This window comes from Streptomyces fructofermentans (assembly GCF_014651055.1).
Lineage (GTDB): Bacteria > Actinomycetota > Actinomycetes > Streptomycetales > Streptomycetaceae > Streptomyces > Streptomyces fructofermentans.
On sequence record NZ_BMWD01000019.1, the window covers coordinates 145,887 to 170,031 of the forward strand.

At 72.4% G+C, this 24,145-nt stretch carries 19 protein-coding genes; 9 read left to right on the plus strand and 10 right to left on the minus strand.

Features of this window, described 5'->3' with window-relative positions:
* Nucleotides 1-12 precede the first annotated feature (12 nt).
* The 3 genes from IE265_RS24845 to IE265_RS24855 are packed head-to-tail and all read left to right on the plus strand — an operon-like array spanning nucleotide 13 to nucleotide 4,291.
* On the plus strand, nucleotides 13-1,689 hold the full coding sequence (locus IE265_RS24845) for a DUF6114 domain-containing protein (protein WP_190037887.1): 1,677 nt from the start codon (nucleotides 13-15) through the stop codon (nucleotides 1,687-1,689).
* 11 nt (nucleotides 1,690-1,700) lie between these two features.
* The gene (locus IE265_RS24850; protein WP_229916479.1) at nucleotides 1,701-2,735 is read left to right on the plus strand and encodes an oxygenase MpaB family protein; all 1,035 of its coding nucleotides are present in this window, start codon (nucleotides 1,701-1,703) and stop codon (nucleotides 2,733-2,735) included.
* A 50-nt stretch (nucleotides 2,736-2,785) separates the two neighbouring features.
* The gene (locus IE265_RS24855) at nucleotides 2,786-4,291 is read left to right on the plus strand and encodes an aldehyde dehydrogenase family protein (protein ID WP_190037888.1); all 1,506 of its coding nucleotides are present in this window, start codon (nucleotides 2,786-2,788) and stop codon (nucleotides 4,289-4,291) included.
* A gap of 20 nt (nucleotides 4,292-4,311) precedes the next feature.
* On the opposite strand, the gene IE265_RS24860 is transcribed toward IE265_RS24855, so the two are convergent.
* A complete protein-coding gene (locus tag IE265_RS24860) occupies nucleotides 4,312-4,938 on the minus strand; it encodes a TetR/AcrR family transcriptional regulator (protein ID WP_190037889.1) in 627 nt (208 codons plus the stop codon).
* Between the two features lie 178 nt (nucleotides 4,939-5,116).
* Nucleotides 5,117-6,961, minus strand: a complete 1,845-nt coding sequence (locus tag IE265_RS24865; RefSeq protein WP_190037890.1) for an AMP-dependent synthetase/ligase — start codon at nucleotides 6,959-6,961, stop codon at nucleotides 5,117-5,119.
* Nucleotides 6,962-7,400: 439 nt separating this feature from the next.
* Between IE265_RS24865 and IE265_RS24870 the strand changes: the two genes are divergently transcribed.
* Nucleotides 7,401-8,096 (plus strand): TetR/AcrR family transcriptional regulator, encoded by a 696-nt coding sequence (locus tag IE265_RS24870; protein WP_190037891.1) that lies wholly within the window; start codon nucleotides 7,401-7,403, stop codon nucleotides 8,094-8,096.
* Between the two features lie 38 nt (nucleotides 8,097-8,134).
* Here IE265_RS24870 and IE265_RS24875 read toward each other — a convergent pair whose 3' ends face one another.
* A complete protein-coding gene (locus IE265_RS24875) occupies nucleotides 8,135-9,079 on the minus strand; it encodes an alpha/beta fold hydrolase (RefSeq protein ID WP_229916481.1) in 945 nt (314 codons plus the stop codon).
* Between the two features lie 66 nt (nucleotides 9,080-9,145).
* Here IE265_RS24875 and IE265_RS24880 point away from each other — a divergent pair, with 66 nt between their 5' ends.
* On the plus strand, nucleotides 9,146-9,703 hold the full coding sequence (locus IE265_RS24880; RefSeq protein WP_190037892.1) for a CGNR zinc finger domain-containing protein: 558 nt from the start codon (nucleotides 9,146-9,148) through the stop codon (nucleotides 9,701-9,703).
* Nucleotides 9,704-9,878: 175 nt separating this feature from the next.
* On the opposite strand, the gene IE265_RS24885 is transcribed toward IE265_RS24880, so the two are convergent.
* Together IE265_RS24885 and IE265_RS24890 are read right to left on the minus strand one after the other, a co-directional pair.
* Nucleotides 9,879-11,522: a sodium/solute symporter gene (locus IE265_RS24885; protein WP_190037893.1), complete on the minus strand. Its 1,644-nt coding sequence runs from the start codon at nucleotides 11,520-11,522 to the stop codon at nucleotides 9,879-9,881.
* Nucleotides 11,523-11,945: 423 nt separating this feature from the next.
* Entirely contained in the window at nucleotides 11,946-13,088 is a 1,143-nt protein-coding gene (locus IE265_RS24890) for an epoxide hydrolase family protein (protein WP_190037894.1), read from the minus strand.
* 63 nt (nucleotides 13,089-13,151) lie between these two features.
* On the opposite strand from IE265_RS24890, the gene IE265_RS24895 reads away from it, so the two are divergent.
* Nucleotides 13,152-14,186 (plus strand): helix-turn-helix transcriptional regulator, encoded by a 1,035-nt coding sequence (locus IE265_RS24895; protein ID WP_190037895.1) that lies wholly within the window; start codon nucleotides 13,152-13,154, stop codon nucleotides 14,184-14,186.
* A gap of 412 nt (nucleotides 14,187-14,598) precedes the next feature.
* Here IE265_RS24895 and IE265_RS24900 read toward each other — a convergent pair whose 3' ends face one another.
* Entirely contained in the window at nucleotides 14,599-14,934 is a 336-nt protein-coding gene (locus IE265_RS24900; RefSeq protein WP_190037896.1) for a WhiB family transcriptional regulator, read from the minus strand.
* A 668-nt stretch (nucleotides 14,935-15,602) separates the two neighbouring features.
* Between IE265_RS24900 and IE265_RS24905 the strand changes: the two genes are divergently transcribed.
* On the plus strand, nucleotides 15,603-16,406 hold the full coding sequence (locus IE265_RS24905) for a hypothetical protein (RefSeq protein WP_190037897.1): 804 nt from the start codon (nucleotides 15,603-15,605) through the stop codon (nucleotides 16,404-16,406).
* On the opposite strand, the gene IE265_RS24910 is transcribed toward IE265_RS24905, so the two are convergent.
* Nucleotides 16,378-17,349: a helix-turn-helix transcriptional regulator gene (locus tag IE265_RS24910; RefSeq protein WP_190037898.1), complete on the minus strand. Its 972-nt coding sequence runs from the start codon at nucleotides 17,347-17,349 to the stop codon at nucleotides 16,378-16,380. The two genes, IE265_RS24905 and IE265_RS24910, sit on opposite strands and share 29 nt — an antisense overlap.
* A 111-nt stretch (nucleotides 17,350-17,460) precedes the next feature.
* Here IE265_RS24910 and IE265_RS24915 point away from each other — a divergent pair, with 111 nt between their 5' ends.
* Entirely contained in the window at nucleotides 17,461-18,147 is a 687-nt protein-coding gene (locus tag IE265_RS24915) for an alpha/beta fold hydrolase (RefSeq protein ID WP_190037899.1), read from the plus strand.
* A gap of 191 nt (nucleotides 18,148-18,338) precedes the next feature.
* Here IE265_RS24915 and IE265_RS24920 read toward each other — a convergent pair whose 3' ends face one another.
* On the minus strand, nucleotides 18,339-19,262 hold the full coding sequence (locus IE265_RS24920; protein WP_229916487.1) for a hypothetical protein: 924 nt from the start codon (nucleotides 19,260-19,262) through the stop codon (nucleotides 18,339-18,341).
* Nucleotides 19,263-19,580: 318 nt separating this feature from the next.
* On the opposite strand from IE265_RS24920, the gene IE265_RS24925 reads away from it, so the two are divergent.
* Nucleotides 19,581-20,333 carry a hypothetical protein gene (locus tag IE265_RS24925; RefSeq protein ID WP_190037900.1) on the plus strand — a complete coding sequence of 251 codons (753 nt, stop codon included), beginning with the start codon at nucleotides 19,581-19,583 and terminating at the stop codon, nucleotides 20,331-20,333.
* 411 nt (nucleotides 20,334-20,744) lie between these two features.
* On the opposite strand, the gene IE265_RS24930 is transcribed toward IE265_RS24925, so the two are convergent.
* Together IE265_RS24930 and IE265_RS24935 are read right to left on the minus strand one after the other, a co-directional pair.
* A complete protein-coding gene (locus tag IE265_RS24930) occupies nucleotides 20,745-23,129 on the minus strand; it encodes a glycoside hydrolase family 65 protein (RefSeq protein ID WP_190037901.1) in 2,385 nt (794 codons plus the stop codon).
* The gene (locus tag IE265_RS24935; RefSeq protein WP_190037902.1) at nucleotides 23,126-24,019 is read right to left on the minus strand and encodes an HAD family hydrolase; all 894 of its coding nucleotides are present in this window, start codon (nucleotides 24,017-24,019) and stop codon (nucleotides 23,126-23,128) included. The genes IE265_RS24930 and IE265_RS24935 overlap by 4 nt, the downstream gene beginning before the upstream one ends.
* Nucleotides 24,020-24,145: the final 126 nt, after the last annotated feature.

Genomic DNA, 24,145 nt, shown 5'->3' on the forward strand with positions numbered 1-24,145 from the left:
ACGGACCCGCTGATGTTCACCTTCGTCCTGGGCCTCCTGTCGGAACTCGCCCGTGAGACCGGCGACCGGCTCGACCGGGTGCTGCCGGCCCCGCGCCTGCGCCGCTCACTGCGCCACTGGCGCCGCACCCGCCCGTTCTGGGCTGCGGCGTGGGTCATCGCGGGCGGCGTCGAGATGGTCGCCCTGCCACTGGCCCCGCTACCCCTGATGATCAAGGTCGGCGTCGGCGCGATGTCGGCCGTCGGCATCAGCCTGGTGCTGATCGCGGGCGGCCTGTTCTTCCTCTTCAGGCCCGAGCAGCGCATGTTCGTCTCCGTGGTCACCGCGATCGCCTCCCTGACGTCCATGGCGACCACCAACCTGGGCGGCTTCGGCATCGGCATGGCGGCCGGCCTCATCGGCTCCTCGATGGCCTTCGGCTGGCTGCCCGACCCCGTCCCGGAGGGGGAGGACGCCCCTGGCGGCGACGGCGACCGGGCGCACGGGCCGAGGCGGGCCCCCGTACGCGAAGCCGGGGCGACCGGAGCGGAGAGGACCGCGCCCGGTACGGCCCGTACGGGTGCCGGGCACGACCCGGGCGGGGCCGACAGGGCCGCCGGTGCGGACGGCGCCGCGCGGGCCACGGGTGCGCCCGGCCCGGCGGGTGTCCCGGACGGGACGCCCTCCTCCGGCCGGGGGGCGGCCGCGCGGGACGGCGGCCGGTCGAAGGAGGGTGGGGACCGGGCCCGCTCCTCCTTCCGGCGGAGGTCGGCCCGGGGCGCGGTCCTCGCCGTGACGAGCGTGGTGCTGGTGGCGGCGGCGGTGCCTGCCGCGGTCCCCGCTCCCGCCGCGCGGGGCTCCGACGGGTTCCCCTCGCCCTGGCCCACGTTCGAGTGGCACTGGCCCTGGGAACCACCGGACGTCCCCACGGCTCCGGGCCCGTCGGAGGGCTCGTCGCCGACGCCCGGCGGAAGCGGTCCGACGTCGACCCCGTCGGCCGGGAGTCCCTCGGGGAGAAGTGCGGCGGCCGACGACGAGCCCTCCGGCGGGACACCCTCCGGCAGCGGAGAGGAGAGCGGGAAGGGCGGTGGGGCGAGGGGCGCCCAGGTCACGCTCCCGTGCCTCACCGGCATCGACACCGGAGGGCTCCCGGGCCCCGGGCCGGAACCGGAGGACGCGGTCCCCGGTGAGGTCGCCGAGGACCCCGGCGACCTCACCGCGCTGCGCCCGCCGATCGTCGTCGGCGACCGGCCGGGGCGCCCGCGCGCCACCTACCCGATCAGCCCCGGGCACCCCGAGGTCCGCGCGGACACGCTCACCGCGTACGGGGCGATCATCCACGGCGCCACCCATCTCCCGACGGTCGACGGCGGACGGCTCAAGGTGCTCTGGGTGCACGCCGACCGACTGGTCGCCGACGACTACTCCTTCCGTCTGAAGGCCGGCGGCCAGGTGCAGACGATCGACGTGGACCTCGACATCCCCCAGGTCGACATCTACGTCACGCGACTCACCGGCTCCATCACGATCCCCTTCCTGGACGTCCGCACCCCGCGCGTCTGCGTGGGGGCCGACATCGTCCCGGCCAACCTCCCCGTCGCGGTCCGGCTCCCCGAGCTGTCGGTGGCCGCCGTCGAGGCGGGCCAGGTACTGGTCGACGCCGAGACAGTCGACTTCTCCGACCTGACCGTGCGCAGCGGGAACCGATAGGAGACCCCACCATGGGCCGCTACAGCCGGCTCCACCGCATCCAGCAGATGGACCCGCACAAGGACTACGAGCAGATCTTCCGGTGGGTCACCGAGTACGAATTCCCCTGGGACTACCTCCAGGGCGTCTCGGTGGCCTTCCTGCGGGACTACGGCGTGCCGCGCATCTCCCGACTCCTCGACCGCACGCAGGAGTTCGAGCGCGCGGGACAGAAGCGGTACGACGACACCGTGCTGATCGCCCACGAGATGGTCCGGGAGGGGATGGAGTCCGAGCACGGCCGCGCCGCGGTGCGGCACCTCAACCGCATCCACGGCCGCTACCGCATACCCAACGAGGACTACCTCTACGTCCTGGCGACCACGGTGGTGGGCCCCAAGAGGTGGATCGACCGCTACGGCTGGCGGCAGTTGTCGACGCACGAGACGGAGAGCCTGGCCCTCGTGGGGCGGCGCATGGGCGAGATGATGGGCCTCACCGACCTGCCGTCCGACTACACGGGCTTCGCACGCCTCCACGACACCTACGAGCAGGCGATGTTCGCCTACGACCCGGCCAACCGGCGCGTCGCGGCGGCCACGTTGAGAGTCGTCACCGGGTGGTATCCGAACCTGCTGCGGCCCCTGGTGGCCCGGGCCTCCCTCGCCGTCCTCGACGAACCGCTCCTCACCGCGCTGGGGTTCGCGCCGCAACCGCGACCGGTCCGCGCTACGGTGCACCGCGCGTTGCGGGCCCGGGCCGCGGTGATCCGCCGCATGCCCGCACGGCCCGACTGGTGGCCGTACCGGATGAAGCCCCGCAGCTACCCGTTCGGCTGGCGGCTGGACGACCTGGGCCCGCACTGGGCCCACACCCGGGACCTGCGCCCGCTCCCGGACGAACGCCCGGCCGACTTCGCGTCCGACCCCCACCCGCAGGACCGGCGGCCCCCGTGGGACGGCGACCCGGCGCCCACCGGCGCGCACCACCCGACGGAGGACGACGGCCCGGCACACGGGCAGGGCCCGGACGCCCACTCCTCGGAAGCCACTGAAGGCAAGCAGTGACAAGCCGCATCCGGCCCTCCCGGGGCCGCCCGACAACCCACGGAGCAGCGATGACCGACACGGACCAGGACGCCTCGCCCCGGACGACGACCTTCACCGTCCACGATCCGGGGACGGGCGAACCGCTCGCGGAGCACCCGGTCGACGGGCCGGCCGAGGTCGCCCGCGCCATGGACCGGGCCCGTTCGGCGGCGACCGGCTGGGCGGCCCTGTCCGCGAAGCGGCGCAGGGATCACCTCCTGTCCTGGAAGCGCAAGTTGGCTTCCTCCCTGGACGAGGTCGCCGAGTCGGTCGCCGCCGAGACCGGGAAGCCGCGCGCCGACGCGGAGCTCGAAGTGGTGCTCACCCTGGAGCACTTGGCCTGGGCGGCCCGCAACGCGGGGCGGGTACTGGGCCGGCGGGGCGTGCGCGCCGGGCTCCTGGCCGCCAACCAGCGCGCCACGGTGGTCCACCGCCCCCTGGGGGTCGTCGGGGTGATCGGGCCGTGGAACTACCCCGTCTACACCCCGATGGGTTCCATCGGCTACGCCCTGGCGGCGGGCAACGGCGTCGTGTTCAAGCCGTCCGAGCGCACACCGGGTACGGGCGTCCTCCTGTCCCGGCTGTTCGACGCGGCCGTACCCGAGCACGCCGGCCTGTTCTGCACCGTCACCGGTCCCGCCTCGACGGGCGAGGCGCTGGTCCGGTCCGGTGTCGACAAGGTCGCGTTCACGGGTTCGCCCGGCACCGCCCGCAAGGTGATGGCACTGTGCGCGGGATCGCTCACGCCGTTCCTGGCCGAGTGCGGGGGCAAGGACGCGACTGTCGTCACCGCCGACGCCGATCTCGACGCCGCGGCCGACGCGATCGTCTGGGGAGCGATGAGCAACGCGGGGCAGACCTGTGCCGGTGTCGAACGCGTCTACGCGGTGCGGGAGGTGCACTCCGCGCTGTGCGACAGGATCGCGGAGCGGGCCGCCGCGCTGCACGTCGGTGCCGATCCCTCGACCGTGTACGGGCCGATGACGCTTCCCGAGCAGGCGGGCGTGGTGCGGCGCCATGTGGAGGGCGCCCTGGCGGCGGGTGCCCGGGCCCTCGTGGGAGGTTCGGCGTCGCTGTCCGGGCCGTACATCGCCCCGGTCGTGCTGGCCGACGTGGACGAGGACGCGCCCGCGATGACCGAGGAGACCTTCGGGCCGACCGTGGTCGTCAACTCCGTGGCCGACGTGGACGAGGCGGTGCGCCGCGCGAACGACTCGCCCTACGCGCTCGGCGCGGCGGTCTTCTGCGGCGACCGGCGGGCCGGGGCCGCGCTGGCCGCCCGGTTGCGCGCGGGCGCGGTCTCGGTGAACTCGGTGCTCGGCTTCGCCGCGGTGCCCGCACTGCCCTTCGGCGGCTCGGGGGACTCAGGGTTCGGGCGGATCCACGGGGCCGAGGGGTTGCGCGCGTTCACCGCGCCCCAGTCGGTCACCGTCCAGCGCTTCGCGCCGCCGGTGAACCTCACGTCGTTCACCACGACGGCGACGGCTCGCGCACGGGCCGTGGCCCTCGCGCGGTGGCTCCACCAGAGGCGCTGAGCAAGGGCTCCGCGGGCCGTTCAGGCGGCGAGGAGGGGGGCGAGGTAGCGGCGGGCGAAGGCCCGGGCCTGGTCCTCGTCCTCCATCTCGATGCAGCTCGACGGGTTCAGCAGGAAGGAGACGGCCACGCGGATCAGCAGTTCCGCCACCGGCCGCGGATCGGATTCGGGACGGCCCTCCGCCTGCTGGGCACGGCGCAGATGGGCGGTCAGGTAGTCGCAGGTCGCCACGAGGGCGGGTCCGCCCTGAACGGTCAGATAGGGCAGGACCACCTCGGGTTCGAGACGCAGCAGCCCGCCGAACAGGGGATGCGCCCTGGTGTGCCGCAGGGCCACCACGAAGCCCTCGACGACCCGCTCCTCCATCGTCGGCAGCGATGCCACCGCGGAGTCCAGCTCCTGGAAGAACCTGCTGCCCTCGCGCAGCAGGCACGCCTCGACCAGCCCGTCCTTGGTACGGAAGCGGCGGTAGACCGTGACGCGTGAGACCCCGGCCCGCTTGGCGACGTCGTCCACCGAGGACCGGCGCAGGCCGAAGGTCGTGAACTGCTCCAGCGCGGCGTCGAGGATGCGCCGCGCCACCTTCTCCTCGGTCTCGGGCCGGGCGATGGCCCGGGCGAGCAACGAGTCGTTCGCAGAAGTCTCCATGGTGCCGCCCAGGGTACCGCCACCCGCACCACGGAGTAACTATGAGACGTTCAGCATGTCTTTGTTGCACTCTCCTGCTGTGCGGCGCAGTTGCACTCTCCCTGCGTCCGGCCCGTCCGGGGCGGTTCGCCCGCCCGGGAGGAGCGGGCGACCGCCGTCACGGCGTCCGGGCGCGCACTCAGTCCTCGTACAGACCGGCCAGCGCAGAGGCGTACTTGTCGTGGATGACCCTGCGCCGCATCTTCAGGGACGGGGTCAGCTCCCCCGTCGCCGGACCCCACTCCTCGGCCAGCAGGACGTACCGCTTCACCTGCTCGGTGCGGTTCAGCCGGGCGTTGGCGGCGGCGACGGCACGGTCCGCCTCCTCCTGTACGGCCGGATGCGCGGCCAGGGCCGTGAGACCCGAACCGGAGTCGATGCCCCGGGCGGCGGCCCACGCCGGCGCGGTCTCCGCGTCGAGCACCAACAGGGCGACGAGGTAGGAGCGGTTGTCGCCGTGCACGAGGGCCTGGCCGATCAGGGGATGCTCCTTGAGCGCGTTCTCCACCAGGGCGGGCGACACGTTCTTGCCGGTCGAGGTGATGATCATCTCCTTCTTGCGGTCCGTGAGCCAGAGGTATCCGTCCTCGTCCAGGCGGCCGATGTCCCCGGTGCGCAGCCAGCCCTCCGCGTCCACCGCGGGGCGCACCCCGCCGTCCTCGCGCAGATAGCCGGCGAACACCGTGGCGCCCCGCACCTCGATCTCCCCGTCCGCCGCGACCCGCACCTCCGCCGAGGACACGGGCCGGCCGACGGACCCCAGCCGGAAACCCGTTCGCGGGCTGTTGGTGGTCGCCACGCCCGTGGTCTCGGTCAGCCCCCACGCGTCCATGATGACGATGCCGAACCCGGCCCAGAAGCGCACCACGTCGATCGGCATGGGCGCCGAGGCACTGGCCGCCCAGTCCACCCGGTCGAGTCCTCCCATCGCCAGCACCGGCAACAGCACCTGCTCGCGGTGCCGTTCGTACGCGGCCTCCAGCTCGGCCGGAGCGCTCTCCCCGCGCTCGCGGTACCCGACGTGCTCGCGGGCCACGTCGGCGGCCTCCTCGATGGCGGCCCGACGCTCGGCCGGCAGCAGCGACAGCCCCGCGCGGACGGCGGCCGCCAGCTTCTCCCATACCCGCGGCACCCCGAAGAACTGCGCCGGGCGCACCGCGCGCACGGCCTCCGCGACGCTCGCCGGATCGGCGCACAGGTAGACGTGGGAGGCGCGGTGGCACGGCAGGTAGATGCCGAGCATCCGCTCGGCGATGTGCGCGAACGGCAGGTAGCAGATGTGCTCGACGTGCGGCGGCAGTTCCACGACCGCGTCCAGCGCGAGGGCGTTGGCCAGCACGTGGCGGTGGCTCAGCACCACACCCTTGGGCTCCCCCGTGGTGCCGGAGGTGTAGACGACCGTCAGCGTGTCCTCGGGGCCCGCCGTGTCCAGCGACTTCCCGAACTGCTCCGGTACGGGTTCCCGGCCCAGGGACGCGTACGGGACGTGCTCGCCCTCGGCGCCCGGTTCGACGACGACGAGCCGGGCGAGGGGGGTGTCCGCGTCGGCCAGCAGCGGCGACCACAGCTCCACCTGCGCGGCGCCCTCCACGACCGCCAGCGCGGCCCGGCAGTTGCGCGCGATGTGTGTGACCTGCTCGGGCGCGGAGGTGCCGTAGACGCTGACGGGAACCGCGCCGAGCCGTACGAGGGCGAGGTCGGAGAGCCAGTGCTCGGGCCGGTTCGCCATCATGAGCAGCACGTGGTCGCCGCGGCCGACACCGAGCGCCGCATACCCGGCCGCGAGGCGGGTGGTGTGCTCCCCGACCTGCGCCCAGGTCAGGGTGGCCCAGCCGCCCTCGTCCGCCGCCTCGCCCTCCGCCGCCCGCCAGGACAGGGCGGGCAGATCGGGGTGCGTCCGGGCGTTGCGTTCGAGCAGCATCGGGAGAGTCGGTTCCGGCTGCTCCACCTGTGGTTCCCCTGGCGTGCGCGGGGCTGACGTCATGGAACTCGGCCTCCTGGCGGGTCGGGGCGGCTGGTGCGGTGGTCCGTGGCGGATCGGGCTGAGCGGCTGTCGCGGGTGCGACCGTGGCCCACGGCGGGATCGGTGGTCCGTCCGGTCGCGCGGCAACGCCCCTTCGGCCGACTCTCGACGGGATGCCCGACCGGCCGAACCTACTGAGCGTTCGCTAAGACGTTAGAAGTGGGCGGGGGCACGGTCAACGCCTCCGACGGAACCAATTCCTGCCGCCCCGGCCCAGACCGCCCGGCGGCCAACTCGCCTCATCCCGAACCTGCTTGGAGTGACGGAGGCGTCCGCAGCACGTCCGGCACGGACGCTCCCCCGATCCGGTCTCCTGAGCGAGGGCTCAGCGGGCTCAGGGCCGATTCCACACACCGGAGACGTACGCTGTCCCCGTCACCGACCCCGCCGAGGAGCGCCGTTGAGCACCGAACCCAGCCAGTCCACCGCCGCTCACCCGCAGCACTGGCGCTCGTACGGACCACTCACCCTCCACCCCATCCTCCGCCACGCGATGGAGGCCTTCAACGAGCACGGCTACCACGGGACTTCGGTGCGCGACATCGCCGGCCGGGTCGGGGTCACCGTGCCCGCCCTCTACTACCACTACGACAACAAGCAGGCGCTGCTGGCGACCCTGCTGGAGACGTCCATGAAGGACGTCCTCGACCGCTGCCGGGAGGCCGCCGCCGAGGCGGGCGACGACCCGCTGCCCCGCTTCTGCGGCATGGTGGAGTCCATCGTGCTCTACATGGCCAACCGCAAGGGCCTGGCCTTCCTGGACACCGAGATACGCAGCCTCGAACCGGCCAACCGCGCCCGGTACGTGGCGTTGCGCGACTACCTGGAGCACATGCTGCTCGACACCGTCCGAGCGGGCATCGCACAGGGCGCCTTCACCACGCCGATACCGGCCGACGCCGTGCGCGCGGTGCTCATCATGTGCCAGGGCGTCGCCAACTGGTACCGCGAGAACGGGCCCTTGTCGGCCGAGGAGGTCGCGGAGCGCCATGTGCTGCTCAGCCTCGGAACGGTGGGGCACCCGGGTACGGTCCGGGGCAGTGGCCCGGCAGCGCCGCACGGGCCGGCGACCCGCGTCCCACGCGGCCACCGCTGACGTACGCCACCTTCACGGGCGCGGTCCCGTGGGGCCGCTCAACGCTCGCGGGCCCACGCTTCGTCGTGCCCGCCGCCCGTCGGCGGGCCCGCCGACTCCCCCACGCGGTCGAGGAATCCGGCGATCAGCGGAGCGATCTCCGGCAGATGCGTCTCCAGGGCGAAGTGCCCGGTGTCGAAGAGGTGCAGTTCGGCGGCCGGCAGGTCCCGAAGGTAGGCGCGGGCCCCCGCCTCCAGGAAGAACGGATCACCCCTGCCCCAGGTGATCAGGGTGGGCGGAGCGTACCTGCGCAGCCACGCCTGCCACCGGCCGTAGCGCTCGACGTTGGTGTGGTAGTCGAAGATCAACGACTGCTGGGCCTCCTTGCGGCCGGGCAGCTCCAAGAAGTGCTGGTCCAGCAGCCAGGATTCCGGTGCGAGCAGTTCGGGGACGGGGACGCCGGTCTCGTACTGGCCGCGTGTGCCGTCGGAAGTGAGCAGGTCCCGTATCACCTCCTTCGCGCCCGGCGTGCCGGGAGTCAGCGAGAGCAGGCCTCGGGCCGCGTCGGAGAGTCCCTCCTCGTAGCCGTTGCCGTTCTGCACGACCAGGCCCGCGATCCACTCGGGACGGCGTTCGGCGACGCGCAAGCCGATGGGCGCGCCGAAGTCGAAGATGTAGAGCACGAACCGTTCCAGGCCGAGGCCCTCGACGAACCCCTCGGTCACATCGGCGAGCCGGTCGAAGGAGAAGGTGAAGCCGTCCGGCGTGCGGGTGTGGCCGAAGCCCGCGTGGTCCGGGGCGATCAGCCGGTAGTGCGGGCCGAGCACGTCCATGAGGCCGCGGAACTGGTGCGAGCCGGACGGGAACCCGTGCAGGAGCAGCAGCACAGGCGCGTCGGTCCGGTCGGGAACGGACTCCCGGTAGAAGACACGGACGCCGTCGACGTCCAGGTGGCGATGGGCGATGCGGGCGACCGGGGCGAGCATGACTAACACCTCATTCATAGGTTTATGCATTAGATATAGCCCGTCGTGACTAATACGTCAACACACCGATGTAGCATTAGCCTCATGAGTGACCTCGCACCGCTGACCGGAGAGCCGCTGGCCCTGGACCTGGTCAACACCCGACCGGGCACGGGAGACCTGCTCACCACCCCGGACGACCTGCGGGCCTGGTGGGCCCTCCAGGCCGACCGGCTACCGGACGACGTGCCACAGGACGCAGGACCCGAGGACCTGAGCGCGGTACTGGCCGTGCGGGAACACGTGGCCGCCGCGCTCGACCGTGTCCGCCGGGGCGAGGAGCCACTGGCCGCGGACCTGGCCGCCCTCAACACGGCACAGCGTGCAGCGCCCGCGATCAGCGAGCTGGCATGGCGGGACGGCACGGTCCGGCTCACCCGCCGCCGCACGGGTCCGCCGGGCCCACGCCTGGCTGCCTGGCTCGCGGAGGCCGCCGCCGAACTTCTCGCCGACCCCGCGGTCACCCGGATCAGGAAGTGCGAGGCCGACGACTGCGTGATGCTCTTCCTGCCGGCCCATCCGCGACGCCGCTGGTGCTCCGCCGCCCGCTGCGGCAACCGGGCACGCGTCGCCCGCCACTACCGCCGCCACAAGGCCGGCTAGGGCGCCCCGCAACCGGCCCGAACGGCACGGCCCGGGCGACCGCCCGTGCACCGGGTCGGCAGGCCTCCGTGCGGACCCTCCACCACCGGCGACAGCGACCCCTCGGCGAGGCGGCCGCACCCCGGGAAGCCGTCGACGGGAAGGTGTCCGCCGCCCTCGGCGGCGGACACGCCCCTCACATCGGGCTCCGGACGTCGGAGGCGGAGCTCCGCGCCGCCGCCCAGTGCGTGGCACGCGGCACCTCGTCGGTCCCGCGGCCCGGCTCGTACCCGGAGTCGTCCGTCCGGCGCAACGGGAGCGAGCCGAGCACACAGAGGAGGAAGCCGGCGGGGATGCCGACCAGGCCCGGCGTCTGCAGCGGGAACCAGTGGAAGTCGTACTCGGGCAGCAGCGCCACCGGCGTTCCCGACACCGCCGGCGAGAAGAGCATCAGCAGGGCGGTCAGCAGCGGCGCCCCGTACAGCGCGTACAGGGCGCCCCGGGCGGTGAACCCCCGCCAGAAGAACGTACAGACGAGCACGGGAACGATGGAGGCCGCGGCCGCGCCGAACGTGAAGGAGACCAGCACCTGCGGGTTGCGGGTGTGGGCGGGCATCGACAGCAGCACCGCGACGGCACCGACCAGGGCCACGGCCCAGCGGGCCCGGACGGCCTCCCGCGTCCCGGGGCTGCGACCGCGCTTCCTGCGCCTGTCGCGCGACGGCAGGTCGTGCGCGAGCGAGGCGGCGGCCGCCAGCGTGATGCCGGCGACGGCGGCGAGCGCGGTGGCGAAGACGGCACAGGCCACGACGGCGAAGAGCACGCTCTCCCCGGCCGCCCCCGAGGCGGGGTCCAGCGTCGCGGTCACCATCAGCAGGGCCGTACCGCCCGCCGGATCGCCTGCGCCCAGTGCCTCCGGGCCGACGAGCGCGGCGGCTCCGAGCCCGATGACGGCGAGGGCCGCACAGATCAGCGCGACCGAACCGACGGCCCAGCGCATCGAGATCCGCAGGGCGCGGGCGCTGCGCACCGGGTGGAAGCGCATCGTGATGTGCGGCAGGCACGCGGCACCCAGCACCAGGGTGGCCCCGAAGCCGATCAGGTCCAGCCGGCCGACGAGGGAGTCGCCGAACTGCATTCCGGGAGTGGTGTACCCGGGTCCGCCGTTGGCGGCGGCGGCGTGCAGGAGCCGGGCGGGGTTTCCGCCGAACCGCTGCAGGACGAGGATGCCCACCAGGACGACGACGGGTACGACGACGACGGTCTTGAGGATCTGGATCAGGCCCGTCCCCCGCATGCCGCCGAACGCCGAGTAGCAGACCATGAGTGCGCCGGTGGCGGCCGTGCAGACGGTGAGCGCCCCCTCCGGAAGTCCGAGCATCACCGTCGTGATCCGCCCCGCGGCGGTGAGTTGCACGAGGAGCAGCGGCAGCAGGACCACGATGGTGGTGATACCCATGGCCGTCCGTACGGAGGGCCGTCGCAGCCGTTCGGCGACGACGTCCCCGAGTGTGTAGCGGTCGGCCTTGCGCAGGGGTTCGGCGAGGAGCAGGCCCGTCAGCGCCAGCGAGACCACCGTGGCACAGGCGAACAGCACTCCGTCGACGCCCTTGAGGGCGATGGACCCGGTGGTGCTGAGGAGCGTGGCCGCGGAGAGGTAGTCGCCCGCGATGGCCAGTCCGCTCGGGACAGGCCCCAGCGAGGCGCTGCCCGTGTAGAACTGCCGGGGGTCGTCCTGATCGGCCGCCGCGAGGCCGCACAGGAGCAGGCACACCGTCACGAAGGCGAGGAACAGCACGATCGCCACCGACTCGCCGTCGATGGCTCCGCCGCCGCTCACCGGGTTCTCCGGAGGCCCGCCGGATGCGTACCGGAGGGGCCGCGGGACGCGGACGGGCGGAGCGTGGTCGGCAGCGCCGGCGTGTGGACTCCGTACGCGCCAAGCCGCACGGCCTTGGTGCGGACGGCGCAACGTTCGGGCAGGTGGGCGGCCGAACGCACCGCCGGGCGTGAGGAGTTGCGATTCATGCCGGTCAGGCCACCATGCGAGTGACCGGGGCACCACGGCCTCACACCGTACGTGTGCACGTGCAGGGTCCAATCGGCCACGCACTGTGCGGGCGCACACCAGCGCCGGGACCGGTGCGGCTCCTCGGCGGCGGTCACGCGCGGCCCGGCGCACCCGGAGCAGGGCGGGCGACAGCCGGGACGCGCGCGTACGCGTCGCCCGCGGGGCCGGGTCTCCGCCCGGCCCCGCGCCCGGTCATCGCAGGGCCCGGAAGAAGGCGTTGACGTCGTCCACGAAGAGTTCCGGCTGCTCCAGGGGAAGGAAGTTGCCGCCGCGCTCCAGCTCCGACCAGTGCGTGATGGTGTGCTCCCGCTCGGCGAACCGCCGCACGGCGATGTCCGTGGTCAGGGCGACCGCGACGCCCGTGGGCACCGTGCCGCGCTCCTTGGGCGCCCAGGCGGCCGGGTCGTGGGCCGCCTCGTAGTAGAGATTCGCGGACGAGCCCGCGGTGGCCGTGAACCAGTACAGGCTGACGTTGGTGAGCAGGTGGTCGCGGCCCACGGCGTCCTCGGGAAGGTCGCTCTCCGCGTCCGTCCACTCCTTGAACTTCTCGACGATCCAGGCGAGTTGCCCGACCGGCGAGTCGTGCAGGGCGTGCGCCACGGTGTGCGGGCGGGTCGACTGGAGGACGTTGAAGCCCATCATGTCGTCGCGGAAGTTCTGGAGACGCGCCAGCCGGCCCTGCTCGGCCTCGGTCAGGCCCTCGAAGTCGGCGGGGTCGTCGGACGGGAACACGATGAAGCCGTTCACGTGGATGCCGATCACGCGGTCCGGGGCCTGCCGCCCCATCTCGGTCGCGATCCAGGCCCCGCCGCCGGTTCCCTGGAGGCCGTAACGCCCGTATTCCAGAAGGGACATGAGTTCGTTGTACGCGGCGGCGATGCGGCCGTTGTTCCATCCGGCGGCGGCGAGCTGACCCGAGAAGCCGACGCCGGGGGTGCTCGCGACCACGACGTGGAAGTCCTTCGCGAGCGGCCGGATCACATCGACGTACTCGACGATCGACGCGGGCCAGTCGTGGATCAGGAGGAGCGGTGTGGCGTCCGGGTTCTCGGAGCGGAGGTGCAGGAAGTGGATGTTCTGCCCGTCGATGTCGGCGATGAACTGCGGGAACTCGTTCAGCCCGGCCTCGGCGGCGCGCCAGTCGTATCCGTCGGCCCAGTACGCGGCCAGTTCCTTCAGGTAGCCGACGGGCACGCCGCGGCTCCAGCCGGTTCCGGGGACCTCGGCCCCCCAGCGGGTGCGGCGCAGCCGGTCGCGCAGGTCGTCGAGGTCGGCCTGCGGGACCTCGATGCGGAAGGGGCGGATCTGTGCGGGGGTGCCGCTGCTGTTGTCCATGACTCGAAGAGTAGGAGGCCATTAGGCACGTTCCGTTCCTGAATTCCTGGCAGTCTCGACCTCATGCTGGAAACCTCCGCACGACTGCTGCGCCTGCTCTCGCTGCTCCAGACGGCCCGTGAGTGGCCGGGCGCCGAGCTGGCCGAACGCCTGGGCGTGAGCGGCCGGACCGTGCGCAACGACATCGACCGGCTGCGCGAACTGGGCTATCCCGTGGACGCCACCCGGGGCCCGGCGGGCGGCTACCGGCTGGCGGCCGGTACGGCCATGCCGCCACTGCTCCTGGACGACGAGGAGGCCGTCGCCGTGGCCGTCGCGCTGCGGACGGTGGCCCAGAGCGCGCTGTCCGGCACGGAGGACATCGCGCTCCGGGCGCTGGCCAGGCTGGAGCAGGTGCTGCCGTCCCGGCTGCGGCGCCGGGTGCGGACGCTGCAGACCTACACCGTGCCCGTGCCCGCGGACCGGCCGAGGCCGACGGTGGACACCGATGTGCTGATGGCGCTGACCGCGGCCTGCCGGGACCGCGAGCGGCTGCGCTTCGACTACCGCGATCACGGGGGCTCGGCGACGCGCCGGGTCACCGAGCCGCATCGGGTGGTCTCGTGGGGCCGTCGCTGGTACCTCGTGGCGTGGGACGTGGACCGCGAGGACTGGCGGACCTTCCGGGTCGACCGGATCGAGCCCCGGACGCCGACGGGTCCGCGGTTCACTCCGCGGGAGCTTCCGGGCGGGGGCGACGTGGCGGCCCATGTGGCGCGGCGGGTCTCGGCCGCGGGCTGGCGCCACCGGGCCAGGGTCACGGTGCACGCCCCCGCCGAGGCGGTCGCCGAACGCATCAACCCGGCGGTCGGTGTCGTCGAGGCCGTCGACGGCACCAGGTGCCTCCTGGACACCGGCGCCGACTCGGTCGAGACACTCGGCGTGTACCTCGGCATGCTCGGATACGACTTCGATGTCACGGGCCCGCCGGAACTGCTCGTGCATCTGAGGGAGTTGGCCGGCCGCTACGAACGCTCGACTCCCGGCCCCGATCCCGCTCCGGCCGCTCCGGCCGCTCCGGCCGCTCCGGCGGAACAAGACGTCGACCGCGCGCCGTAGTTCGGCGCCGGACGGGGCGCGGTGGTTGGAAGTCCGTCGCCCGGTATGGGGTCTCGGTGCCCGTCGAGCCTTGGGCCGACCGGATCGGCAACCGCAGCCGTCGGCCGACCGGCGGAGTCGCCCCGCCCACCGACCGCTGCGCGCACGGTTCGGGCGACGCCCTGACGATCGGGACGGTGGCGCATCAACTCCGCGCCGCTGCAGGCCCGTACGACGCAGTACGGCGCTTCACCCGCACCACGGACGGACTCGGCCGCCAAGCTCGGCGAGCGGGCCTACGACGCCGTGGTCAAGGTCGCGCGAGCTGACGCGTGTCGGGGCCGCCGCGGCGTCCGTGCGAATCCGAGCCGGCCGTACGGCCGCCCTGTCGCAACAGCCGTCGGCATCCGCGACTTCGACCCTCTCTACCGCTCTATCCGACCAGGGGCAGGGAGGCACCCGCGTGCTCCACGGACCGTACGGCCGTCCCGGGCGCGCTCTGGTAGGCCGTGCGTGCGGTTTCGAGCAGATGCAGCCAGGAGGTCACGGTCGGCCTGCGGCGGAGCAGGGCCCGGCGCTCGCGCTCGGTCATCCCGCCCCACACCCCGTGCTCGATACGGCTGTCCAGAGCGTACGCAAGGCACTCCGTGCGCACGGGACAGCCCTGGCACAACGCCTTGGCACGGTGCTGCGCCGCACCCTCCACGAAAAGTTCGTCCGGATCAGCCATCCGGCACAGCCCGCGCTCGCCCCAGTCGGTCCCCGTCATCACCGGATGCCGTCCTCTCCCCAAGTCCGCGCCACAGCCGTTTCATTCGGCTACGTGCATCTGGCATGTGACACTACGCCAGCCGTTTGCGGAACGTAACCCGCCCGATACGGCACACCACACGTTCGAGTGACGCCCCTTGCCAGTACAGGCCAGCCGCGCTACATGCAGGCCAAACAGTATGCACCTCCCGCGAGTCCGCGGCACCCCGCCTGCCTCACCACTTCCGATGCGACCGCCCCTTCACTCCGGCACAGCCCCGCCATACCCGCTCACCCCGCCCTCGGGCAAACGCGACCTGGCCCGAAAGGTGCCCGAACGGCGCGTGATTGACGTCCGCTTGCGACTGTTCACGCGATTCGGCCAGAGGGTTCGCGCGCGGTAGGGACATCCGCACGCGCCCTGCCGCGGCCTCCGGAAGACGCCGGCTCCCACGCCATCCGGACTCGGATCCGGCCCTCCTCGGCCCCGAACCACGCACCGGCCGGCGCCGGTTGAGGCCCAGCGGCCCCTCGGAGTGACGTATCCGGCGCCACCGAGCGGGAGCGGCAGCAGAGCGAGCCTGCCGACGCTCACGCACGGCACGGGGCGACGTTGGCCACGGAGCCCCTTCGGTTTCGTACAGGTAAGATCCCTCACTTCCGGGCGGGGATCAATTGGGGGCAGGAATGAAGCGCGCGCTGCTGGTCGGGATGGGTGCTGTGCTGGTGCTGGTCACCGGATGCACGGACAGTGGACCGCCGCAGGCTTCCCGGACCTCCCCGGCTCCCTCGTCCTCCCCTTCGCCGTCGACGAAGGCTCCGGTTCCACCGGAGCCGGGTCCGGCGAAACCGCTCGGCGGGGCGGCGATCGGCAAGCAGGACGGAAGCCTGGTGGAATCCTTCACCGAGTTCATCGAGGAATCGAGCTTGGACACCCGGACAGAGCCCGCACTCTCGGAAGTCGCTGTGCTGCAACGCCTCGGACCCCCCGGAACAGGCGACCTGGTGTGGATGCCGGATGCCGACACGTACTGTCTGACGACGATCAGATCCAACGTGAAGGGCCACCAGTGCCACGGACTCGCACCGAAGCGCCCGGCGCGTGGCTATGTACAGGTGGGAGATCCCGCGCCGCGCAGCGCGGGGTCGACGTACGCGAAGCAGGACTGGCTGTTGGTCAGCCTTGTGGAGAACGCCCAAGGGCCCTTCGCGTTTTCCGGCGATCGACCGAAAGGTGCCAGTCCGGTGCACCAGGCCACCCTGCGGTTCGCCTCGGGCCGGACCGTGACGTTCCTCGCCTACAGCCAGTCGGATTCGAGGATTCCGCAGAACGCCGAGATGTGTGGGCCCGACCGCAAGGTCTGCTTCGATCCGTACGACTTTGATCTAGGGCGTGTCTCAGGCCTTGCCCTGCGAGGGAACAGCAAGTGGCTTGCGGCACAGGTGCGTTGGCCATGCACCCTCAGGGCGGGTCCGTCACGGCGGCGGTGAAACGCCTGGCGAGCGCCTCCACCGCCGCGCGCAGTTCCTGCCCGCCCTCCACGCGGAAGGCGAACGGCAGTTGCGCCAGCCACTCCTGCGCGTACATCGTCGGATTCCTCGTGCTGCCGACGAGCACGCACCCGTCTCCCGAGGGTTCGAGCCGTCCCATGGGCGGCCGGATCCACTGCGCGACGTCGGCCATCGGGGCTTCGAAGGCCACCCGAGTGGCGAACTCCCAGCCCTTGCCCAGGTTCTCCTCCAGCGCCGCCACCGGGTCGAGGCCTTCGGGCATCTCGAAGCCGTGGGCGGTCTGCCGGACCGCGCGGACCCGGTCGATCCGGTAGGTGCGGACCGCGTCCGCTCGATGGGAGTGGCACAGGAGGTACCAGCGGCCGTGTCGGACGACGACCGCCCAGGGGTCGACCTCCGCCTCCCACTCGTTGCCTGACCCACTGCGGTACGTGATCAGCACGCGGCGTCGCTCCGCGCCGGCCGCGACGAGCATGCTCGTCAGGGCGGGGTCCGGACGCGCCGGGTTCTGGTCGGGCACCGCCGACGCGTGCTCGCGCAGGGCGGCCGCCTGCCGGCCGACCCGCTCGGGCAAGGCACGGATGACCTTGCCCAGGGCGGCGGCGACAAGGTCGTCGGCATCGGGGTCGGCGGCCGTCGGCTGAGCGTCGAGGACCGCCATGACCAGGCCCAGCGCCTCGGGTTCCGTGAAGACGACCGGCGGCAGCCTGGCGCCGCGCCCCAATCGGTACCCGCCGTGGGGCCCCCGGGTCGAATGCACGGGGATGCCCGCCTCGCGGAGGATTCCGATGTACCGGCGCGCAGCCCGCTCCGTGACACCGAGGGACGAGGCGAGCTCGTCGGCCGTCACTCCCGCGGTGCGGAACTGGAGGATCTCAAGAGTGCGCAGGGCTCGCGCGGTGGGGCTGAGATCGGTCGGCACCCGAGCAGATTAGGTGGTCACGAGGTATCCCGGAAGTGGATTGTCCGGAACCGGCCGTAGCGTGAGGGCACTGACCGACCTGACGGGCTTCACGGGAAAGAGAACTGATCCATGGACATCCTGCTCATCGCCGGCCTGTGGCTCGACGCATCCGCCTGGGACGACGTCGTGACCGCGCTCGAGGAACTCGACCACCGTCCCGTGGCGCTCACCCTCCCCGGCCAGGGTGACGGGGCTGTCTCCGCGACGCTGGACGACCAGGTGGCGGCGGTGCTCGCCGCCGTGGACGCGGCGCCGGGGAAGCCGATGGTGGTCGGACACTCCGCCGCCTGCACCCTGGCCTGGCTGGCAGCCGACGCCCGGCCCGAGCGCATCGCCAAGGTCGCCCTCATCGGAGGCTTCCCGTCCGCCGACGGACAGCCCTACGCCGACTTCTTCGAGACCAAGGACGGCGTGATGCCCTTCCCCGGCTGGGGCCCGTTCGAAGGACCGGACTCGGTCGACCTGGACGCGGAGGCGCGCAGCCGCATCGCCTCGGCTGCGATCCCCGTGCCCGAGGGGGTGGCCAAGGGCACCGTGAGGCTGGAGGACGAACGGCGGTTCGACGTGCCGATGCTGCTCGTGTGCCCCGAGTTCACCGCCGCCCAGGCCAGGGGCTGGATCGACGCCGGTGACGTGCCGGAGGTCGCCCGCACCAGGCAGGTGGACTTCGTCGACATCGACTCGGGTCACTGGCCGATGACCACCAGGCCGGTCGAACTCGCCCGGCTGCTCGCCGCGGCAGCCACCGATGTCTGAACCCACACCGGACTCGCCCCCGGACAGCGCCAGTTGGGGCGTCCTCGCGGAATGCGTCCAGCGCGCTGGTCCCGCTCCTGCTCTCGGCCTCGCGGCCCGACATTGAGTAAAGCGCTCGGCGCCCGTCGCCGGGCGCTCGACCGCAGCGCAACGCGGCCACCGTCGCCGGTCGGGCGACGGCAGCCGCACCACTATGCCCAAGTGCCGTCGCCCCGGGGCTGGATGGAGAGTGCGAACCACTGCTTGGCCGAGGCATCGCGCACGTACAGGTGCCGTCCCCGGCCGACGGGAACCATGCAGGGCTTGAGCGGTGCGCCGCCGGGCCGGGTGAGTTGGGCCTCCTCGACCACGACGACCTCATGGTCCGTCATGCGGCAGAGGTGAAGCCTGTCGTGCTGCCGGTTCCCGCCCAGCATGACGATGGCCCGGCCGTGAACGGCCAACCCCCGCGCGGCGGTCACCGGGGAGGTGCGGACACGCATCTGCCCGTTCGTACGGGCCTCCAGAACCGGGAACGACGGGTAGTACGAAGCCCAGGCCACACCGTCGTCGACGTTCAACGCGTACACCGTGTCGATGTACTCGACGCCCTCGGGGGCCGCGTACCCCCACTCGCGGCGGCCCCCGCTGTCCCAGCGCACCAGACCGGCGCAACTGAGCGGGTCGGCATGGACGCCCTCGTCGGCGTAGGCGCTCCACACGTGGTTGCGCCGGTCGGCCATCAGGAAGTGGACGGCTCTGCCCGTCTCGAAGGACTGCCGGCGCCGGCCGTCCCTGCCGAAGATCTGCGCCATGGACACCGCATCGCGCGCCGGTACAGGCGCGGCTCCCTGCACGATGAACCGCCCGTTGGGCAGGGCATCCACACGGCTGGGCCACAGCCCGACACCGTGCAGGGTGTGTTCCACCACGGTGCCGCGGTCGTCGACGACGAGCTGCGCGTCGAAAGGGTGCCGGTCGCGGGGCCGCAGCCAAGGCCCGCCGAGTGAACTGGGTACGAGTTCCGCATGGGGACAGATCAGCCAGATGCCCCTGCCCCAGGCGTCGACCGTGGTCGCCAGGACCCTGTTGCTGTCGTACCCCTCGGGCAGCCGCGCGTGACGGCGCAGGGCCACCTTCCTCAAGAAATCACCTCGCGGGCGAACGAACAGAACGGACCCATGATCGCAGGCACCGGATCCGCCCTGCGCGAGCGCCCCCGATCACTGGGCCCGAGCTCCGAGGCTGCCCGGTCATGCACCCCGGTGCTGTCGAAACTCGGTGCCGGCACAGATCAATTGGAGTGGTGGCCGAGCATCACTTCGGTGTTCGATGGCGAGGCTGGTCCTCCCTGGAGCCGCGCACGCCCCGGCGTCGCGCATGAGGTGCGGGTGGCGCCGGTGTCGCATTGGTGGCGGACCGGGAGACGGGGAGCCCGCGAAGAGGGGGCAGCGATGCAGGATGAAGCGTGGGGCGAGTGGCTGCGGCAGTCGCCGCCGGGAAGCGAACTGCTCAACTGGTGGCAGCAAGCACCAGGCGAATTGGGCCGGTTCGGCCGGGGTGCCTTCGGGGAGCGCCTGGTGGCCCTGCTGTCCGTCGCGTCCGCACGCGACTGCGCGGCGGCGGGGTTCGGCTGCACGCGGCGCATCGATCGTGCGTGCCGCGAACCCTCGGTCTGCCGTCTGGACCCTGTAGTGCCGTCGGCGGCCGAAGGGGTTGCACGCGGCGAGCGTGAAGGGCCGGTCCCCGGAGCCTGCGGCGGATTCCACGGCTCCCGGGCCGCCTTCGAGGTCCAGGTGCGTTTCAGCGGTGGCGACGACCGGCATCGCGCGGTGTTCTGGCGCGACGGCCCGGCGTCCGCCCTGCGGCTGTGGGTGGACGGTGTCCCGGTCTCGGCCGGCGGGCCGGACCTGGACACGTACGGGTACTGGCTCGACGGCAGATTCCTCGTGGTGCAGGCGGAGGGTCCGGACGACCATCCCCGGCAGGAGTACGGCCCGGGGACACTGGTCTCGAGAATCAACTCGGTACTGATCCATGACGCGGTGAGCGGCTCGACCCGGACGCTGGTTCCAGGGCCCGATGAGAGCTGGACCGACCCCCAGGTGGTCCTGGCCGGTGGGAGTCTGCGGGTGTACGCGACGCGCGAGGCCCGGGCCGCCGACGTACCCGACCGGATACTGCCGACCCGATCGGCTCCCGTGTGACGCCGCCGGAGCGTGGCGGATCCGGCCGGCTCGAGGGCGCCTCGCCCTCCACCCGTACGAACGACCCCGACGTGTTCGCCCCCGGTGTCGTCGTCGACCACACCTGTCGCCAGGTCATCACCGAAGCCACAAGCGCTGCTCGGCAGCCCTGCGCGCCGACGGCATCTCGGGGCCCTTGCCGACGCGCCCGCAGCGGCCGCGCCATCGCCGTCCGGCAGCGACAAGCCAGTGCTCGTCGATCGCCGTACGGCCTGCTGCGGCCCGTGCGGCCGACTCACCGCGTCCCTGGGTGCAGTCGCGACCGAACACGGCAACACCCGCGAGATCTCAAGGTCCACATCGACGAGACCCGGACACCGCCATGGAGCCCGCCGTAGCCCGCCGTCGATCTCGCGGACGCGTGCGGCGAGGTCATCGAGTCCGCTTGAGAGTCAGCGGCACCCGGCACGCCTCGCCGGGAGCCACGGAGACCGTTCGGTCCGGCAGCCGGATGTTGATCGGTGAACAGTCGGAGGGCGGCACCTCGATCTCCAGGCAACCGTGTTCGAGCCGCAGCCGCACACCCCAGTGCCCCTGGAAGCGCAGGGAGAAGGAGTACGACGACAGCTCGGGCAACGGCACCGGGTCGAGCCACAGTGCGCCCGCACGGATCTCCAGGCCGGTCAGTCCGCGCTGCACGAGGTCCAGGGTCCCGGCCATGGCACCCAGGTGGATCCCCTCTCCAGTGGTGCCGCCCTGGAGGTCGGCGACGTCACCGAGCAGTGCCTCCTGGCAGTAGGTCCATGCCTCCGCACGCCTGGCCCGTGCCAGCACCCAGCCGTGGACCAGGCCGCTGAGGGTGGAGCCGTGGCTGGTGCGGCGCAGGTAGTACTCGACGGTCCTCTGCCACTGGCCGTCGTCGAGGCGCTGGCCCAACCGGCCCAGGAGGGAGTGGAGTTCGGCCGGTGAGAAGAGGAATCCAAGCATCAGCACGTCGGCCTGCTTGGAGGCCCGGTAGCGGTTGACGGTGTCACCCTCGGCCTCCAGGATCCGGTCGAGGCGGCGGATGTCGCCGTACCGCTTCCGATAGCCGTCCCAGTCGAGCTCGGCGAGATCGCCGTAGCCCTCGAACTGGCTGATGACACCGTCGTGGAAGGGAACGTGCAGGGTGCGGGAGACGTCCTCCCACTGATCGAGTTCGCCGCTGTCCAGACCGGTGCGTTCCATCAGTTCGCGTCTGCGCGGCTCGGGCAGGGTGCGCAGCAGGCCCAGGGTGCGGGTGAGGACCCAGGCGGCGGTGACATTGGTGTACGCGTTGTCGTCCAGACCGGGCTGCTTGGCGTCCGGGTAGGCGTCGTGGTACTCGTCGGGGCCGACCACCCCGCGGATGCGGCGGCGGCCTAGGTTGTCGTCCCAGGTCGCGGAGTCGGCCCAGAAGCGCGCGATCTCCAGCAGCGTCTCGGCCCCCTTGGTGTGCAGGAACTCGGTGTCGCCGCTGGCCTCGCAGTACCGCCAGACGTTGTACGCGATCGCCGAGCCGACATGGTGCTGGAGCCGGGAGTGGTCCGGCAGCCAGCGCCCCGAGCGCGGGTTGAGGTGCAGTTCCTGCGTCTCCTCGCGGCCGTCGCTGCCACTCTGCCACGGGTACAGCGCGCCGCGTCGGCCAATCGCGCGGGCCGCGGCGCGGGCGCGGTCCAGACGGCGGTGGCGGTAGGTCAGCAGGGCGCGCGAGACCTCCGGGAAGTGCAGGTCGAGATACGGCAGCACGAACAGCTCGTCCCAGAAGACGTGCCCGCGATAGGCCTCGCCGTGCAGTCCCCTCGCCGGCACCCCGACGTCCAGGTCGGCGGTGTGCGGGGAGAGCGTCTGGAGTACGTGGAAGAGGTGCAGCCGCAGGATGCGCCCCGCCTCCCCCGGAACGTCCAGCTGGGCGCACCGCCAGAGCTGTTTCCATGCGGTGAGGTGTGACTCCAAGAGATCGTCGAAGCCGGGCGCCGCGCGTACCCGGCCCACCGCGGCGCGCAACGGGTCGCTGATGGCGGGATCACGGGAGGTGTGCACGGCGACGGTCTTGTCGATGGTCACGGTACGGCCGGGAAGCAGGTACAGGCGGGTGCGCTGCACGGCGCACCCGCCTCGGTGCGCTTCCGTCACCGGCCTCCCGCCGGTCAGCCGGGCCGCCATCGCGATCCGAATGTCCGAGGTGCGGGTACGGCAGCGCAGCCACATCGTGTCCTGGGCGGTGCTACCCACGTGCACACGGGTCAGATGGCGGCCTTCCAGGTCCCGGTAGCGCGGCACTCCGGAGTTGGTGACACCGCCATCCAGCGCGGCCTCGACGTCGAGTTCGCCGGTGAAGCCCTCGGCGGTGAACTCGGTGCGCAGGGCAGCCAGATGGGGGTCGGCCATGTGCACCAGCCGCTGTTGCCGCACCGCAAGTACCCTCCCGTTCCCGAGCTCGTACCTCGTCCGGCGCTCCAGCAGGCCGCAGGACAGGTGCAGCACGTGCCGGTGATCGAGGACCTCCGCGGTGTCCGGTGTCAGCCACTCCTCCCGTCCGACCGGCCGGAAGCGCAGCGGCAGCCAGTTCGGCAGGTTGACCATGTCCTCGTTCTCGACCCGGCGTCCCGCGACATCCGAGGTCAGCCGGTCATAGCAGCCTGCCGCGTAGGTGCCCGGATAGTGCACTGCGTCCGCGGCGCACTCCGGGAGCGCGCCGCGCGTGGCCAGGTAGCCGTTGCCCAAGGTGCACAGCGACTCCCGAAGGCGCTCTCCGGAGGGTTCGTAGTCGTCGTACTCCCAAGTCCAGGACGTCACCGCCGCACCCCTTCGTGCGTGTCGAGGAGCTCCGCGAGATCGTGTACGACGATGTCGGCTCCGCGCCGCAGCAGGGCCGCAGCAGTGTCCGGCCCGCCCGCGCGGTCCACGCCGATGACGAGGGCGAACCCGCCGCGCCGGCCCGCCTCGACGCCGGCCAGGGCGTCCTCCACGACCCCGCAGCGCCCGGCCGCGACACCGAGGCGGCGCGCGGCCTCCAGGAACAGGTCGGGGTGCGGCTTGCCGGCAAGCCCCAGACGGGCCGCCTCGCCCCCGTCGACCAGCGCGTCGAAGAGGTCCAGCACACCGGTCCGGGTGAGCAATTCGCGGGCGTGGCGGGAGGCGGAAGCCGCGGCAAGCGGTGTCGCGGCCCGACGCAGCGCCCGTACCAGCCGTACCGTGCCCGGGTAGACGTCGACACCGTGCGTGCGCAGCCCCTCGGTGAACAGCCGCTCCTTGTGCTCCGCGACGGCACGCACGGTTCCCGGCGCAGGGGCGAGGCCTCGTGAGGCGAGGAAGGCGGCGGCGCCGTCGAGCCGCGACCTGCCGTCCACGTACCGCAGGTAGTCGTCGCGGACGTCGAAGGGGCGCCGCTGAGCGGGGTCGGCGGGCGGGTGCGCGGCCAGGTGGGCGTCGAAGGCGCTCTTCCAGGCGGCGGCGTGCGCATGGGCGGAGTCGGTGATGACCCCGTCGGTGTCGAAGACGACCGCGTCGACGTCCCGCAGCGCGGGCGCCAAGCGCTCCGCCGCGTGTGTGGTGATGCGCCGTCGCCGTGTGTCCGCGGCTCTGTCGTGGCCCGTCGCACGGTTCCTCGCGCTCTCGGGTGGCGCTGCCGCAGCGCGGGCGGCGTCACGGGACCCGCTCGGCTGGTCGGAGGGCCGGACGGTCATGACTACTCCCTCACGGTGGGTGGGCGCGGGACGGCGGAGAATCTCTCATGCCGATGCGCGGACGTGCGCGCGGCTGGGTCGCACCGACTCCGTCGCGCGACACCTGGTGCGGTCCCGCGTGCTCCG